General features: G+C 63.1%; 17 protein-coding genes. 6 read left to right on the top strand and 11 right to left on the bottom strand.

What is annotated here, in order from left to right:
- Positions 1–262: 262 nt before the first annotated feature.
- Together DFR67_RS05770 and DFR67_RS05765 are read right to left on the bottom strand one after the other, a co-directional pair.
- Entirely contained in the window at positions 263–748 is a 486-nt protein-coding gene (locus DFR67_RS05770) for a GreA/GreB family elongation factor (RefSeq protein ID WP_110468476.1), read from the bottom strand.
- Positions 745–1,230, bottom strand: a complete 486-nt coding sequence (locus DFR67_RS05765) for a hypothetical protein (RefSeq protein WP_245937751.1) — start codon at positions 1,228–1,230, stop codon at positions 745–747. The genes DFR67_RS05770 and DFR67_RS05765 overlap by 4 nt, the downstream gene beginning before the upstream one ends.
- Positions 1,231–1,579: 349 nt before the next feature.
- On the opposite strand from DFR67_RS05765, the gene DFR67_RS05760 reads away from it, so the two are divergent.
- Positions 1,580–2,017 (top strand): hypothetical protein, encoded by a 438-nt coding sequence (locus tag DFR67_RS05760; RefSeq protein ID WP_110468475.1) that lies wholly within the window; start codon positions 1,580–1,582, stop codon positions 2,015–2,017.
- 49 nt (positions 2,018–2,066) lie between these two features.
- Positions 2,067–2,924: a helix-turn-helix domain-containing protein gene (locus DFR67_RS05755; protein WP_110468474.1), complete on the top strand. Its 858-nt coding sequence runs from the start codon at positions 2,067–2,069 to the stop codon at positions 2,922–2,924.
- Here the strand turns inward: DFR67_RS05755 and DFR67_RS05750 are convergent.
- Positions 2,921–3,280, bottom strand: a complete 360-nt coding sequence (locus DFR67_RS05750; protein WP_110468473.1) for an Rv2640c family ArsR-like transcriptional regulator — start codon at positions 3,278–3,280, stop codon at positions 2,921–2,923. The genes DFR67_RS05755 and DFR67_RS05750 overlap by 4 nt on opposite strands.
- A gap of 97 nt (positions 3,281–3,377) precedes the next feature.
- Here DFR67_RS05750 and DFR67_RS05745 point away from each other — a divergent pair, with 97 nt between their 5' ends.
- Positions 3,378–3,842: an ArsI/CadI family heavy metal resistance metalloenzyme gene (locus DFR67_RS05745; RefSeq protein ID WP_110468732.1), complete on the top strand. Its 465-nt coding sequence runs from the start codon at positions 3,378–3,380 to the stop codon at positions 3,840–3,842.
- Positions 3,843–3,851: 9 nt separating this feature from the next.
- On the opposite strand, the gene DFR67_RS05740 is transcribed toward DFR67_RS05745, so the two are convergent.
- The 7 genes from DFR67_RS05740 to DFR67_RS05710 form a co-directional block, all read right to left on the bottom strand.
- On the bottom strand, positions 3,852–4,271 hold the full coding sequence (locus DFR67_RS05740) for an arsenate-mycothiol transferase ArsC (protein WP_110468472.1): 420 nt from the start codon (positions 4,269–4,271) through the stop codon (positions 3,852–3,854).
- The gene (arsB, locus tag DFR67_RS05735; RefSeq protein WP_110468471.1) at positions 4,268–5,353 is read right to left on the bottom strand and encodes an ACR3 family arsenite efflux transporter; all 1,086 of its coding nucleotides are present in this window, start codon (positions 5,351–5,353) and stop codon (positions 4,268–4,270) included. Before arsB ends, DFR67_RS05740 begins: the two co-directional genes overlap by 4 nt.
- Entirely contained in the window at positions 5,350–5,730 is a 381-nt protein-coding gene (locus DFR67_RS05730; RefSeq protein ID WP_110468470.1) for an ArsR/SmtB family transcription factor, read from the bottom strand. Before DFR67_RS05730 ends, arsB begins: the two co-directional genes overlap by 4 nt.
- A 131-nt stretch (positions 5,731–5,861) precedes the next feature.
- Complete coding sequence (locus DFR67_RS05725) at positions 5,862–6,746, bottom strand: pentapeptide repeat-containing protein (protein ID WP_110468469.1); 885 nt, start codon at positions 6,744–6,746, stop codon at positions 5,862–5,864.
- A 50-nt stretch (positions 6,747–6,796) separates the two neighbouring features.
- Positions 6,797–8,161 (bottom strand): FAD-binding oxidoreductase, encoded by a 1,365-nt coding sequence (locus DFR67_RS05720; RefSeq protein ID WP_170135196.1) that lies wholly within the window; start codon positions 8,159–8,161, stop codon positions 6,797–6,799.
- Complete coding sequence (locus DFR67_RS05715) at positions 8,158–9,573, bottom strand: APC family permease (protein ID WP_245937799.1); 1,416 nt, start codon at positions 9,571–9,573, stop codon at positions 8,158–8,160. The genes DFR67_RS05720 and DFR67_RS05715 overlap by 4 nt, the downstream gene beginning before the upstream one ends.
- A gap of 193 nt (positions 9,574–9,766) precedes the next feature.
- Positions 9,767–10,726, bottom strand: a complete 960-nt coding sequence (locus DFR67_RS05710; RefSeq protein ID WP_425451247.1) for a pseudouridine synthase — start codon at positions 10,724–10,726, stop codon at positions 9,767–9,769.
- Between the two features lie 105 nt (positions 10,727–10,831).
- On the opposite strand from DFR67_RS05710, the gene DFR67_RS05705 reads away from it, so the two are divergent.
- Entirely contained in the window at positions 10,832–11,767 is a 936-nt protein-coding gene (locus DFR67_RS05705; RefSeq protein WP_110468466.1) for a phytoene/squalene synthase family protein, read from the top strand.
- The gene (gene crtI / locus DFR67_RS05700) at positions 11,764–13,347 is read left to right on the top strand and encodes a phytoene desaturase family protein (protein ID WP_110468465.1); all 1,584 of its coding nucleotides are present in this window, start codon (positions 11,764–11,766) and stop codon (positions 13,345–13,347) included. Before DFR67_RS05705 ends, crtI begins: the two co-directional genes overlap by 4 nt.
- Before the next feature lie 51 nt (positions 13,348–13,398).
- Here the strand turns inward: crtI and DFR67_RS05695 are convergent, their stop codons facing one another.
- A complete protein-coding gene (locus tag DFR67_RS05695) occupies positions 13,399–14,511 on the bottom strand; it encodes a polyprenyl synthetase family protein (protein ID WP_245937750.1) in 1,113 nt (370 codons plus the stop codon).
- Positions 14,512–14,751: 240 nt separating this feature from the next.
- Between DFR67_RS05695 and DFR67_RS05690 the strand changes: the two genes are divergently transcribed.
- Complete coding sequence (locus DFR67_RS05690; RefSeq protein WP_245937749.1) at positions 14,752–16,173, top strand: DUF1254 domain-containing protein; 1,422 nt, start codon at positions 14,752–14,754, stop codon at positions 16,171–16,173.
- Positions 16,174–16,234: the final 61 nt, after the last annotated feature.

The following is a 16,234-nucleotide window of genomic DNA, read 5'->3' as shown; positions in this document are numbered from 1 at the left end:
AGGCATCGATCAACAGTTCAAGCAAAGTTAAACGCACAGGTCAGAGGCTTACGGTCCCGTTCGCATCGAGAAGGTCAGGGGTTCGATTCCCCTTAGCTCCACAAGAAGAACAGAAGATCAGAGGCTCCACTCGACTCAGTCGAGTGGGGCCTCTTTCCTCTTTTGTCCGGTTCTTCCCAGCAGTTTCTCGCCAGCGTTGGATTGCAACGTCGAGTTCATCGGTAAAACGCATACACGCGCCTTCTGGTGGCCTCGGCGAGGGTCACCAGCGGTGGTGGACGCAGTCCACCACCGTGACCGTGCACATCCGACCGGTTGGCAGCACAAAGAATCGTTCGTCGCCCACCACCGAACCAAGTATCGCTTGGCCGAGAGGCGAGTCGGGCGAGCAGATCTCGACATCGACCAGCTCGTGCTGCTCATGTGCACCGAGCAGAAATCGGGTGCGGTCGGTCTGGTCGTGATCGAACTCGACGGTGACTACGGAACCGAGTCGGATGGTGTCGTCTCCTACGTCGGGCTCATCGATGGTCTTGAGCGCAGCGTGGATGCGAGCTATCTGGCCGTCGAGGGCTTCGAGGTCTGCCACGCTTCGGTGGTAAGCGTCGTTGTTCTCCAGATCTCCCTGGCAGCGATGGTCGATCATCTCGGCGCTGACCGCGGCTCTCAACAGACACAGTTGAGACAACTGTTGGTCTAGACGGTCCCTGGTGTCGAGGCGTTTTCCTGACGTGGGCACGATGGTCATTGCAGTACGTCCTGTGCGGCTGACACCATAGGGGCCACCAAGCCGTCAGAAGCGCTGCCGGCGCTGGTGTGCAGAGTCGGGTGCCGGTCAGTCATCTGACGTCTGTACGCGGCGTCGGCGTCCGTCGTCAGCGTCAGAATCCACGGAACGGTCTCGGTTGACGACCCCGCAGTGTCGATTTCGAGCGTGGCCAGGATGTTGCGGGAAAGGGCCTCGAGTTTCGCTGGGGTCAACCGGGCCGGGTTGTCGGCGAAGGCCAAGCACACCTCCCGGCACTGCGGCTCGCCGAGACGTGTGACGTCGTTGTGCATGTGCCACTGGCGCAGCAGCAGCCGGGACCCCGAATCGACGGCCGCGCTCGAACGGCGCGTTCGTCCCGAGAACGCCGCGTCGGCGAGTTGCTCCGCGCGCCGTCGAAACGATAGAAACCGCGCCGGCGTCGCGCACACTCGAATTCTGCACTCCATGACAACCGCTTTCACGGCCACACTCCTTTGTTTATCAGTTACCTCGGACTCTAGCCCGAAAAAAAATAAAAGCCAGTCCGCTCCAGTTTTCCCAGATGTTTCCGAAATCAACTGCAGAAGAGACGATGTCGGGATCACTGCGCTGCGTTGAGGGTTCCTTGGTGTTTTTCCGTGCGGGCTGGACTTTATTTTTTTCTGGGCTATGGTCGGTCGGTGAGCGGCCTTACAGCCGCGATTCAACTACGGCATTGAGGGACGATGGCGGAAAAGAGTTCGAGTTCGAAGAAAAAGCGTCTGGCAATCAAGGAAAAGCGCGACCAGAAGAGAGCGCTGGCGGAACGGACGATCGTACCGAGGCGCAAGAATGCTTGACCCCGGTCGACGCAACCGGACACTCGCCGACGTACTGGCCGCTCTGCACGAGCATTTCTCCACCTCTACGCGTCTGGACCGTCGTGCGTCTTTGTTCCGAGTCGGTCACGAGGCGGGTATGCGATTCGCCAGGATCTGCGTGCTCGACAAACTGACATCGGAGGTCGGTCACACCAGCGGTTCGGTAACCGGAGGACGCCCCGACCGCCGTCGCGAACGGGCGAGCCTGCAGTCCATCGAAGTTCGGTTGACCAATGAACTCAGCACCGCCACCAAACGCGATCCCGAGTATGACGCGGGATACAGAGCGGGCGTGGAGTTGGCACTGCGCTACCTGGCTCTGGCTCACACCACGATCGACTTGGAAGCCGCCGCCGTCGACGGCACATCGGACCGAACGGCGAAGAGCTCGACGACGAAAATCTGCTGATCGCCCGAACCAGAGGGAAGGGGGTAGTTGTTTACTGCAGAATTGCGACATGGTCGACGACGGCAGGCCGATTCGGCCAGATGAGCGTTCCGGTGTCTTGACGCCGACGAATCTCGAGCGGTTTGCCGCGAACTGGTTCGATCCGGCGGACGCCGCACGGAAGGCGGTCGACACGTACTGGAGCGTGTCCTGGCATCTGCCTGCAGGGCAAACGATTTCGCAGAAGGTTCTTGAGTTCCCAGCAATCACAGTGAGTATCGAGAGCGGATCGGTAGCGTTCCCGTACGTGGTGACGGCCGTCCAGCGGCGGGCTTGGACGAGAACGATCGAGGGGAGTGGTGAGGTCTTCGCGATTCGCCTGCGGCCCGCGGGACTTGCAGTGGTGTCGGACCTCGATCCGCGGAAGCTTCCACCGGAGCAGCCCATCACCGCGGCCCTGGATCCTGGACTGTTCGAACTCGTGGAAGCCATTGCCCGCGAGGGGTCGCCCGCTGCCCGGGCTCGTCGAGCCGATGCCGTTATCGAGGGCTTGCTTTCCCGGCGGCCACCATCGCCCGAGCATGTGCTGGCGAACACGGTCGTCGACGCACTCGATCAGCGCGTCCGGGCACGAACCGGACCGCTGTTGGCAGCCCAGATCGGCGTGAGCGAACGTGCCATGCAGCGCGCGCTGAGCCTGACGCTCGGTATGGGGCCCAAGGCTGTTGCCCGCCGAATACGGCTTCAGGAAGTGGTGCGGCGGTTCTCCTCATCAGATGCTTGCGCCGAAGTGGATGCAGCTGCCGTCGCCAACGATCTCGGCTATGCAGATCAATCGCATCTGATCAACGACTTTCGCAGCGTCACCGGCATGTCGCCGGGCGCGTACCTGCGAGCACTGCGTGCCCTGTCACAGACGCCCGGCTAGCGGCAGCAGTTGGGATCGAGTACTTGTCGCAGCGCTTGTAGTGCGTCGGTGTGGGCGCGGTAGAAGACGTTCATGCCGCGTCGTTCCGGGCGGACCATTCCCGCTTTCTTGAGTTGTCCGAGGTGATGGCTGACGGTCGGTTCGGACAGGCCGACTGCGGCGGCGAGATCGCAGGTACAGACCTCGCCTGCGTCGTCGGTGAGCAGGATCGACATCAGCTTGATCCGGACGGGGTCGGCGAGAGCCTTGAGCCGAAGCGCTACCTCCAGGGCCGCGGCATCGTCCATCGGCGTCGCAGAAACGGGTGCGCAACAGATGGGTGCGGTCATGTCGATCACCGGTAGCGACTTGGGCATGGAATCGATCGTAGCTACTCTATTGACATATGTCGAAGAGGTAGGCACTCTGGCAACTGGCAGTAATTCGATATATGTCTCACAGGTGGAGGTAATGATGTCCCGCATGCAACTGGCGCTCAATGTCGACGATCTCGAGCAGGCGATCGAGTTCTACTCGAAGCTGTTCAATGTTGCTCCGGCAAAGCGGAAACCAGGCTATGCGAACTTCGCGGTCGTCGAGCCCCCGCTGAAGCTCGTATTGCTGGAAAACCCGGGCCAGGGCGGCACCATCAATCATCTCGGGGTGGAGGTGGAGTCCAGTGAGGTGGTGCATTCGGAGATCGCGCGGCTGAGCGCTGCGGGGTTGTTCACCGAGGAGGAGATCAACGCGACGTGTTGTTTCGCCACTCAGGACAAGGTGTGGGTGACCGGTCCGGCGGGTGAAAAGTGGGAGGTGTACACCGTGCTCTCCGACTCGGACACCTTCGGAACGAGTCCGAAGTTGTTGACGCTCGACGATGCTCAGCCGGACGGCAGTGCCGTGTGTTGCGGCGCGGCCGGAACGTCCGCCTGCTGCTGATCCCTGTCGTCAGGAATTGGTCAGGCGCGCAGTGAGGTCGGTGACCCGGTCGGCGATGTCGTCGCGGATCAGCCGCATGCGGTCCAGCCCGTCGACGCCGCGCGAGGATGGTTCCACCGTCTCCCACACCTCGACTACCGTGCCTTGCGGAGCAATGACTTTCGCGGACGTGCCGAGAACCACGACCAGGTCGGCCGATCGCATCAGGTCATCGGTGAGTTGCTGCGGCTGGTGGTCGTCGACGCTGACGCCGACTTCCGCGAGCGTCTGTGCGGAGAGTTCGTTGACGTGGCCACCCACTGCGGCATCGGTGCCGGCGGAGATCGCGGTGATGGCAGCGCCGGCCATCCGATTCGACAACCCCTGAGCCATCACGGATTTGCCGCGGTTGCTGACGCAGACAAACAGAACTGTTGGTGGCGTACTCATCGGACTCCTGATCCTACGGGTGAGTGCGGCGTGAAGCGCTTGCGTAACGCCAGGGAGACGTAGACAAGGCCCACCAGGACCGGGACTTCGATCAGCGGTCCCACGACCCCGGCGAGAGCTTGCCCGGAGGTGACGCCATAGGTCGCGATCGCCACCGCGATCGCCAGCTCGAAGTTGTTGCCCGCCGCGGTGAACGCGAGGGTGGTGGTGCGTTCGTACCCGAGACCCATCACCGCGCCGAGGGCGTAGCCGCCGCCCCACATGACCGCGAAGTACACCAGCAGCGGCAGGGCGATGCGCACCACGTCCCAGGGTTTGGAGGTGATCTGGTCACCTTGCAGTGCGAACAGGATGACGATGGTGAACAGCAACCCGTACAGCGCCCACGGGCCGATACGGGGCAGGAACTTCTCCTCATACCAGGTGCGGCCTTTGGCTTTTTCGCCGTAGTGGCGGGTCAAGAACCCGGCCAGCAGTGGGATGCCCAGGAAGATCAGCACGGACTTGGCGATCTGCCAGGGGGAGGCGTCGATGGTGGTCTGTTCCAGACCGAGCCAGCCTGGCAGGACCGAGAGGTAGAACCAGCCCAGGACGGCGAACATGACGACTTGGAAGACCGAGTTGATCGCCACCAGCACGGCTGCGGCTTCACGGTCACCGCAGGCCAGGTCGTTCCAGATGATGACCATGGCGATGCACCGGGCCAGGCCGACGATGATCAGTCCGGTCCGATACTCGGGTAGGTCGGGCAGCATGAGCCAGGCCAGGGTGAACATCAGGGCCGGCCCGAGGACCCAGTTCAGTGCCAGCGACCCGAGTAGTAGTTTGCGGTCACCGGTGACGGTGTCGAGGCGGTCGTAGCGAACTTTCGCCAGGACCGGGTACATCATGATCAGCAAACCGATCGCGATCGGCAGCGAGATGCCGTCGATCTCGACGGCACTCACCACGTCGTCGAGGCCCGGAATCATCCGGCCCAGCAGCAGGCCGGCGACTATGGCCACCCCGATCCACACCGGCAAGAACCGGTCCAGGGTGGAGAGTTTGCCGACAACTGCCGGTTGGTCAGTGGTGGTGCTCATGCCGACACCTCGTCCGAGGGGGCCTGCAAAGCAATGGCGGGTTCGCCGAGGACAGCGGAGAGCTGTTGCAGGGCCGCGGGAATCACCCAGTAGTACACCCAGGTCCCGCGCCGCTGGCAGTCCAGCAGGCCCGCCGACCGCAGCACTTTGAGGTGATGGGAGATCGTGGGTTGCGACAGGTCGAAGGACTCCGAGATGTCGCACACACAGGCCTCGCCGCCCTCGTGGCTGGCCACCAAGCTCAGCAACCGCAGACGCACCGGGTCGCCGAGCGCTTTGAACATGCGGGACAGATCGCCGGCCCAGTCCTCGGTCAGCGGTTCGCGCACCAAGGGCGTGCAGCACGGAGCGTCAGGCTCCGCGTGTTGATTCGACATGCGTCTATATTGACGGTCGCCGAATCAGTGGTCAAATGAACAGTTCTTGAAGCGGATTCGTTTGCCCGAGAATCGGGGGAAAGCACATCCGGCGATCAATCACCAACCAGGACGAATTGCGGGTTGTCGTGTCAGCCGAACAGTCCGCCCACCGATGATCCCGAGGACCCTGCAGGCGGTTCGGGTGGTTCAGGTGGTTCGTACGCACTGACGGTCACGGTGAAGGTGCCGAAGCCTTCTCCCTCGTTGGCGTCCTCGGTATCACCGCCGCCGGCGACCACGCACCTCACGGTCGTGGTGGCGCCTGCCGGGAATGCGCTGCCCGACGCGGGGGTGCACTCGGTCGCCGCCACCGTATCGGCCAGACCGGCGGGCAGGGTCCATTCGGCGACGGTGCCTGGACCCGTGCTCGTCAGCTGCTGATCGGCGGGTACGACGATCGTCTTGCTGAAATTCGCGCCGGTCATCGTGCTGTTCTCGAATCTTGTCCCAGATAATGTGGCGCCGGTGAAATCCGTATTCGTGAAGTCGCCATAGATCAGCCTGGTGCTGGTCAAGTCGACCTCTACGAAGCTGGCGTCGACCGCTATCGGGTCGGCGAGAAAACTGCCGGCGAAAGAGGCGCCGGTGAGATCGGCGTCAGTGAAATCCGTTCGAAAAATAGTCCTGGACGAGAAGTCCGCGCCGGAAAGGTTGACGCCGGCGAACGTCACTTGGTCCAGCAGGCTCGAACTCAACGCGAGACCCGACATGTTCGAACCCGTGAAGTCGGCGTAGTCCAGGTCCGACTGTTCCGAGAGGTCGATCCCGGACAGATCCATGTTTCGACAGACCGTGTGAGTGTCGTAGGTGGGGTTGGCGACGATGGTGCAGCCCTTGATCACGACATCGGCTGATGCGACTGCGGGGGTTGTCAACCCCGCCAGGGCAATCGCGGCGGCGGCGACGAGCAGTGGACGTACGCGTCGCAGATGCGAGCGGGTTGAGGTAGAACGGGGTTGGGCTGAACTGTTCATCAGGTTCCTGCCGTGGTTCGGAAAGCTCGGGCTATCAGTAGCTGGACGCCTCAAAGACCTTGTTCGAAACTGAACACCCGATGCGGGTCATACCGGGCCTTGATCACGTCCAGGCGGTCGAGGCCGGTGCCCCAGTAATCGGTTCGCCAATTCGCCGAGTCGGCGTTGGGGACGTTGCTGTATGCCCCAGACACATAAGGCGCCAATGCCTCATGGAAGTCTGCAACCCACTTCAAGCACGTCGATCCCAGCGGGTCGTCGGATGAGGACGGCCCGCCCCGGACGCCCCATCCCGCACCCGGCTCGGCGTAGAACAGCGCATTGCGGTGTGCGAACACCGACCCGCCCGTCGGTTCTGTGCGCACGACTTCGCCGCCGAAGGCGTTGGCGAAGTAATTGCACTGCGGCGTGGGAGCCTTCGACATGAAAGTGCAGATCAGATCGATTGCCTCGCGGGGGAAGGGTGTCGACGTGAACTGAGACAGGAACTTCCAGTTGGCCGGTTCGTCTGCGGTCGGGATCTGGAACGCCGTGTAGTTCTCCACCCAGCTCGCGTCCGTCATGGTGATCTCAGGCTCACCGATCGCGAAGATGGGAGCGAGTAGCTGCAGGGCTTCTGCCTTCGAGCCCGACACCAGCACACCGAGCACCTGCACTGCGTCGCCGCTGATTTCGATCTGACTCGTGAGTCGGCTGTCCGTCGCCGGTGCCGAACGCTGCCAGACCTCGAAGACCGCGGGCAAGAGGTCGAGCCCTTGCCAGGTTGCTGTGATGTAGATGGTCTGCGCCACCGGATGCACCCGAAAGGTCAGAGAAGTCACGACTCCGAAGTTGCCGTTGCCTGCGCCCCGCAGCGCCCAGAGCAGATCCGCGTGGTGCGTTTCGTCGGCGACGATGACCTCGGCGCCGCCGTCTTCGGAAGGGACCACAATTTCTGCCGCCAACAAGTTGTCAGATGCCATCCCGAAGATGCGGGTCAGCAGACCGAATCCGCCGCCCAGCGTGGCACCGACCAGGCCGACGGTTCCCTCGGTACCCGTCGGCGCCGCGAAACCTGCTCTTCCCAAGGCGGTTACGGCCTCGAGCTGGTTGAGGCCGGCGCCCACCGTCGCCGTCTGCCTGTCTGTGTCGAGCGATACCGACTTCATCTCGCTGACGTCGATCACCATGCCGTCGTCGACATTCGACCAGCCTTCGAGGCAATGGCCGCCGCTACGCACGCGAAGCGGCACCTCGTGCAGACGTGCCCACGTGATCGCATTCACGACGTCGACAGTCTCCTGCGCATACACAATGACCTGGGGGGCATGGGTGAACAGCAGGTTCCAGCCGGCGCTCGCCTCCGGATGGTCCGTATCGCCGAGCCTGACAACCCTGCCGGTCAACGTGTCAGGGGACGAACTCTGTGGCGTCATTCGGTCGACTCGACAACAGCGTCGACGGCGTCGCCACCGGACGGCTCGGTCTCGAGCACCTCTCGATTGAAGATCATCATCTTGGCGAAGTAGACACCGCCCAACAGGATGAGACCGGCGACGATGACGTTGGACGCCGTGGAATCGCCAGGGGTGACAAGAACGAACAGTGCGACGACAACCCAGATGAGGGCCGCAACGGCGATCGGCATCTCGAAGCGTCCGAGGCTGAACCCACCCTCCTTGTGCTCCAGCCGTTTTCGGACGACCAGGTAGAGAATGACGGTCGCGCCGTAGATGATGGCGGGCAGCAGCGTAGAGGCCGTGATCAGCTTGAGCAACGCATCGCCGGGCAGGACCAGTAGCAAGACGACGCCGACCACGAGGATGAGCAGGGTCGCGAATATCGGTGTCTGGGTGCGCGGGTTGACCTTGCGCATCAGCTTGTGTGCCGGGAAGCGTTGGTCGCGGGCCATCGCGAACGCCTGACGTGAGCAGGCGGCCATGACGACCATGCCGGCACCGAAGATCGCAAAAACGATGGCGGCCAGGAGTATCCGCTCCATCACCGGGCCGAGCTGGTCGCGGATGATGGCGGCCACCGGGGATCCGCTCTTACTGATGGCATCGATGTCTTCGATCGCAACCGTCAGTGCGATCAGGAACAGGAATCCGGCCACGCCCGCAGCGACCACGGAGGCGACGATGGCACGTGGCACGCTTCGGAACGGGTCCTTGGCCTCCTCGGCGAGGTTGGCCGCGGAGTCGAACCCCACCAAGGTGGTCAGACCCATGAGCATTCCGGCAGTCAGACCGCCGCCGATCGCGTAGTAGGAGCTGTTACCTTCGGTGACTCCGCGAGAGGTGAGGTTGCTGACATCCCCGCTGCTGGTGAACACGACGACTCCGATCAGCGCCACCACCAAGACTGCGACGATGGCGAGTTCGACACCAACAGCACCGGAGGTGATCAGGCCCAGCAGCCGAGTGGACGCGATGACCAGAATCGCCTGCAGGATCAGGATGACGACGGTGATGATGCGAGCGGTGTCCTCGTTCTCGTCCATTCCGACCAGCGGCATGAAGGCCTGGCTGGCCAGTGCGCTGTCCAGAGCGACCACCGCAATGGCCAGAAACCAGAACGTCAGCCACCCGAAGAGCCAGCCGATTTTCGGGTTGGCCAGCCTCGATGCCCACTGATAGGACGAGCCACTGAGCGCGATCCGGGCCGCGAACTGCGCGACCACCAGGGCTACCAGAGTTTGGCCGACGACAGCGATCAGCCACAGCCAGATGCCGACGGGCCCCGCTGTCGCCAACATCTCGCCGTAGGTCCCGAAGATGCCCACTGCGACGGAGATGAACGCGAAGGAGATCGCGAAGACCTGAAAACCACCGAGGGTGCGCTGCAATTCCGGGCCTGAGTCCGGTGCGGACGGGGGAGGCTCGGCAGGCGAGCTGTCAGTTAGGGGCGTGGACACGCGGAATACCTCAATCATGGGGGAAAGGCATTCCGGGCTGATGACCGGAACGTCGAAAGAATGCTAACCCGACTTACGGCGATCTGCTGCAAACTTCACCATTGTGCTCGGTCGCTTACCGACGTCAGGTGACGGGTGCCTCGAGCAGGGTTCGACGGGTGGTGAACGTCCGCGGAAGTCCTGATAGTGGATCGGTGAATTCCAGTTCGCGAGCGAGCAATTGCATCGGGAGAGAATGATCGTCCGGTGCCTCGGCCAGCAGATCGGGATACCAACTGTCGCCGAGTATGCCGATGCCGAGTGCGGACAGATGCACCCGCAACTGGTGCCGCCGGCCGGTGCGGGGGTGAAGCATCGTGTGCAACACAGCGCGACCGGAGGTGCTGATTCCGAACCCTCGCACCGTGATCACGGTCTCGGAGTTGGGCTCGAGTGCGTCATCGACGACCACCCGCAGGACGCCGCTGCGCGAGGCAATGTGGTTTCGGTAGACGACGGGCACGGGGTGACCGCCGAGCGCGGGACGGTCTGCGTCCCACTCCCGCGGCAATGCAGACACCGCCTCGTACACCTTGGTGACCTGACGCTTCTCGAAGAGGGATTGGTAGGCGCCGCGGGTGGCTCTGCGGGCGGAGAACATCAACAATCCGGCGGTCGCACGGTCGAGGCGATGCATCGGTACCAGGTCTGGATTGTCCAGGCGCGTCCGCAACCGCACGAGCGCGGTCTCTCGTAGGTATCGCCCGCCGGGGGTGGTCGACAGAAAGTGTGGTTTGTCGATCACGACAAGATCGTCATCGATGTGGAGGATCTCCTCTTGTGACGACACCGGGGCCTCCGCCGGCAGGTCGCGGTAATACCAGATGAACGGCTCCGCGCCCAAGCTCGTGCTCCGGCGCACAGGAGTGCCATCGGAGCCCACGATCTCGCCGTCGTCGAAACGGCGGTACAGGTCGTTCGCGTCGAGGTGGCTGAACGTCGCAATGACGTACTCGGCGATGGTCGCCCACGGACCGGTGACCGGGATGCGCAGCCTTGTCGCGCCGATCCCGTTCTTGACCGGTAGCGGTGAAAGCATCGACATATGGGTAATCATTCCATCGGCATGAGAGCCATCCGAACCGCTGACAGCTCCGAATCCAGATCAAGGGGTGGCTTTGCTGGTGAACGACAGTGAGGAGCGGTCGGGATGATACGAACACGAGGGCGCGTGGACGCGCTGGCGCCTTATCGGCGCTACGACGCAGCCGCGGACGCCAGCGCAGCACTGGTGATCAGGCACTACTCGTCGTCGTTCGGGTTGGCGACTCGGTTGCTCCGCGGCCAGATCTGCACAGACGTCTGCAACATCTACGCACTCGTCCGGGTTGCCGACGAGGTGGTGGACGCGCCTCGGCCAGGTCAGGACAGCGCCGACCGTCTGGTTGAGCTCGACAAATTCGAACAAGAGACATACTCCGCGATCGAAACGGGCTCGAGCGCCAATCTTGTTGTCCACGCTTTCGCCAGGACTGCACGTCGCGTCGGCATCGACGATTCGTTGATCGCCCCCTTCTTCGACTCGATGCGTACTGACCTCGAGCGCACAAAGCACGATTTCGGCAGCCTCGCCACGTACATCTACGGATCGGCGGAGGTGGTCGGCCTGATGTGCCTACGTGCCTTTGTCGCAGGAGAGTCGAATCCTTCGGCGCGCTACGAAGAACTGGCACCCGGCGCCCGGCGCCTCGGCGCCGCTTTCCAGAAGATCAACTTTCTGCGGGATTTCGGTGACGACAGCGACGGACTGGGACGCCAGTACCTCATCGGGCTCCGTCCGGACGACCTCGACGAGGACATCTGGAGCAGGTGGCTCGATGACATCGAAATGGATTTGACCGCCAGCGCAGAGGCCATCACCCGGCTACCGCGTGGCAGCCGCGTCGCGGTGTGCACGGCCCATGATCTGTTCTCCGAGTTGACCCGGAGACTGCGCGCGACCTCGGCGGCGCAGGCCCGGCGAGAGCGCGTGCGCGTGCCCACGCCCGAAAAAGTGCGCATCGCAGCCGCAGCCGCACTCCGCCGTGGCAGGCCCCAAGACCCCGCAGATACCGAAGACCCCAAGAGGGAGAACCACCAGTCGTGACGGCATCATCGAAAAGAGTCGTTGTCATCGGCGGCGGTGTGGCCGGGTTGGCCACTGCCGCTCTGCTCGCCCGCGACGGCCACGACGTCGACCTCGTGGAGAAGAACGACGACCTCGGCGGCCGCGCGGGCTCCTGGGAACACGAAGGTTTCCGTTTCGACACCGGACCTTCGTGGTGGCTGATGCCCGACGTCTTCGACCATTTCTTCGAGCTACTCGGCACGACCACCCAGGAGCAGGTCGATCTGGTGCGCTTGGACCCCGGCTATCGCGTGTTCTTCGAAGGCGTCGACGACAAGATCGACATCGAGGGAGACGAGGCGCGAAACCGCGCGCTGTTCGAGAGTATCGAACCCGGCGCCGGCGTCGGCCTGGCTTCATACCTCGACTCGGCACGCGAGGCGTACGACATCGCCGTCAAACGATTTCTCTACACCAGTTTCGATTCGCCCCGTGCGTTCCTCGGACTGGACGTGGTCCGCAATGCCCCGAAGCTGGCGGTGTTGCTGACCAAGTCGCTCGAAGGCTTTGTCTCGAAACGTTTCTCGGACCGAAGATTGCAGCAGGTCCTCGGGTATCCAGCAGTATTCCTCGGCTCGTCACCTGAGCGTACTCCGGCCATTTACCACCTGATGAGCTGGCTCGACCTGGCTGACGGGGTGCGGTATCCCCAGGGCGGCTTCACGACATTCGTCGACGCGCTGGCGAGGCTGGCCGCCGATAACGGCGTGAAGGTGCACACCGGTACCTCGGCGACCGCGATCCTCACACGTGCCCGGCAGGGTCGCCATGGCAAGGGACGCAGGCGAAGTGAGGTGACCGGGGTCCGACTGCGCGACCAGCGTGGCGCGCAGCGCGACCTCTCCGCCGACATCGTCATCGGTGCCGCCGATCTGCACCATGTGGAGACCCGGCTGCTGCCGAAAAAGCTGCAGACCTTCCCTGAAAAGTGGTGGGACAAGGCAACATCAGGTCCGGGTGCGGTGTTGGCCTATCTGGGTGTGCAGGGCAGCGTTCCTGAACTGGCCCACCATTCGCTGTTCTTCACCGACGACTGGACGACGAACTTCGACGCTATCTTCGAGGCTCCGACCCATATGCCCGATCCTGCGTCGCTGTACGTCTGCAAGCCCTCCGCCACGGACGATTCCGTTGCACCTGCCGACCACGAGAACATCTTCATCCTGGTGCCCTCACCCCCGGATCCAGGCCTCGGGCACGGGGGGATCGACGGCACCGGTGCGCCGGACGTCGAGAAGGTCGTCGACCACGCGATCGCGACGGTGGCGGAGTGGGCGCACATACCGGATCTCGCGGAACGCATCGTGGTCCGGCGTTCGGTGGGTCCTGCCGATTTCGTCGACACCGTCAACTCGTGGTCGGGGGGTGCGCTCGGTCCGGCACACACGCTGCGCCAGAGCGCCTTCCTGCGCGCCACCAACCGATCACGCAAGGTTGAGGGCCTGTATTACGCGGGATCGAGCACCCGTCCCGGTATCGGTCTGCCGATGTGTTTGATCAGCGCCGAACTCATCCGCAAGCGTCTGAAAGGGGATCGGTCGGTCGGGCCGTCGAGCTGAACCCGGTGTGAGGCGGGTGCGGCACCGGTTCACTGCCGGTGGCTCAGTGCCTCAGGACTGGCGCCACACGCACCGCTCGATCAAGCCCGTCAGCGCGGACCTGGTCACGTCGTCGACCGGCAGGTACTCCAGGATCTCCATGGCCTTGCCCGTGAGCTCGCGAATCCTGTCCTCGACCGCTGAATCGGCGCCCGTGGCGGTGAGCACCGATCGGACCGCCTCGAGATCGTCTTCTCCGACTGCCGGATTACCCAGGGCGTGGCGGAGTATCTCTTTCTGCGACTGGCCGGCTCTCGATTCCGCCACCGCCATGAGCAGGGTGCGTTTGCCTTCGCGAATGTCATCTATGGCCGGTTTGCCGGTGACCCGAGGGTCACCGAACACGCCGAGGAGATCGTCGCGCAGTTGGAAGGCTGCGCCGGCCGTCAGTCCGATCTGGTCGTAGAGGTGCAGCAGTTCATCGTCGCCGCCGGCGATCGCTGCACCGAGGCAGAGTGGGTGACTGATCGTGTATTTCGCGCTCTTGAGGCGGAGGATGAGGTCGGTGCGGCGCCGGGAGGTGGTGGCCTCGGTCTGGCTGAGCATGTCCAGGTACTGGCCGGCATAGGCCTCATCGCGCATCTGTGACCACATGGCCCGGACGGTGCGACGTGCCGCCGAGTCCAGGGAGTCGGTGGCCATCGCGGCCAGATCGTCCGACCACGACAGACACATGTCTCCGACGAGGATGGCGGCGGCGGAACCGTGGTTGTCGGCGTCGCCGAGTCGCTGCTCGCGAATGTGCTCATCGGCGAAATGGCGGTGCACCGTCGGCAGTCCGCGACGGGTGTCGCTGCTGTCCATCAGATCGTCGTGGATCAGCGCAGCGAAGTGGAAGAGCTCGATGGCGGCAGCGATCTCCGGAACACCCTCGACCAATTCGCCCCCGGACGCACCGAAAGACCCCCACATGGAGAATTGGGCGCGGATCCGCTTCCCACGGTCGAGCGTGTTCGCGATCGTTGCCGTCAACGACGTGACCTCGTCGCTCAACTCACCCATCGCCGCCGAGTGATCGGTCACGTGCGACGACAACACATCGTTCACGGAGCCCATGATCATCTGGTTGCGGTGCTGGACCAGGTCGTCCACGGTCGGGGCCGCGGCCTGGTGATCTATCGACATCATCTGACGTTCTCCGTGTCCGGCGTAAGTCCAGTTACAAAAGGCGTTCTCAATGAGTTCGGAGCCGCCTATGGGATCGGATGGGTGGCTGAGACGACGAATTTGCCGATCGCCGAGCGACTGCCGGCTGCTCAGCCGCGCGTGAGCTCGAATCTCACCCCTTCGAGATGAGGCGGCGTGCTCCGGCGTGACACATGCTCGACCTTGCGATTCACGCGGCGTCAAGGAGGCACGACAACGATGAATGACACTGGAAATGCGCTCGACCTGCAGTCGGCTCTGGAGACGATCGGTGTCCCCGATCGGGTGGAGACCCCGTTGGGAACTTACGATTTCTTCGATGGGGTGCCCACGCCGGAGACCACCCGAGCCCTCTATGACGGCCTGGACTACCTACGCGGCGTGGACGTGTTTCTCAACACTGTTCCCGGGGCCTCGCTCGTTGCGATGCGCCGTGGTTTCCGCAACGCCGGTATCGACGGCGTCAACGTTCTCGGGATCACCGACCCGCGCGCAAACTCGGGTTCATTCTTCTTGACCCCGAACACATCGACGGCATATGGCGTCATGTTCATCGATCTTCGCGACGGCCCGGTTGTCATCGAGCCGCCGACCAATTCGCTATGCGTCGTCGACGACTTCTGGTTTCGCTATATCGCGGACATGGGGTTGGCAGGCCCGGACAGAGGGGAGGGCGGAAAGTATCTGTTCCTACCGCCCGGATACGACGGCGACGAACCTGACGGGTACTACATCTACCGCAGCGAGACCTTCACCATCTGGACTGTTCTGCGAGCCCTCGCGGGTGTCGAGGCGATCAAACAAGCACGCGTCTATCGTCTCGCCGACGCGTCGGCTCCTCCGGACCTCGTCCACGTGAACATTGCGGAAAAGACGTTCAACACGGTCCATTCCAACGACTTCAGCTTCTTCGAAGAGATCAACGAGCTCGTACAGGAAGAACCGGCCGGGTCGTTGGATCCAGAGCGAGCGGGGCAACTCGCGGCCATCGGTATCGTCCACGGGCAGACGTTCGAGCCGGATGACCGACTGCGGGCAATCCTTGATTCTTCCGCCCGGACCGCGGCCGGTATGAGTCGGGCACTCGTGTATTTTCCCCGTGACCGCGAGAACTTCACCTTCGCGGAAGGATCATGGAAAGACGGATTCGTCGGTGGCAGTCACGAGTTCATCAAAGACAACGCTCGGCTCCTCGATGCGCGAACCCTTTTCCACTATGCCGCAACCGTCATCACGCCGGCGATGGCCCATGCACAGGTCGGAGCCGGGTCGGCATACACCTATACGGCTCAAGATTCCGACGGCCGGATACTCGATGGCGCCAACACCTACCGCATCGTGTTGCCACCCAACCCACCTGCGAAGAACTTCTGGTCGCTGGACATCTACGACACCCAGACCAGGTCTCTGCTGTGCACCGACAACCCGCACCCGAGCCTGATGAGCCTGAGCGGCACAGTCAAAGCCGAAACCGACGGGTCGATAGTGCTCTGGTTTGGGCCATCGGCACCGGATGGGCACGAGGACAACTGGATTCAGACCGTACCCGGGAAGAGCTGGTTTGCGCTGCTCCGGATTTACGGACCCCTCGAGGCTTGGTTCGCCAAGTCGTGGCAACCAGGCGAAATCGCCAAGGTGTGAGGACGGCTGTATGGCCGTCGTCGACACCCGTTCGTGCGGACGAATCCCGGCTGGCGCAGAC

This window comes from Williamsia limnetica, assembly GCF_003217475.1.
In the GTDB taxonomy this organism is placed as follows: Bacteria; Actinomycetota; Actinomycetes; order Mycobacteriales; family Mycobacteriaceae; genus Williamsia; species Williamsia limnetica.
The sequence above is the reverse complement of the archived record's forward strand: the minus strand, read 5'-3'. Positions and strand labels throughout refer to the sequence as shown.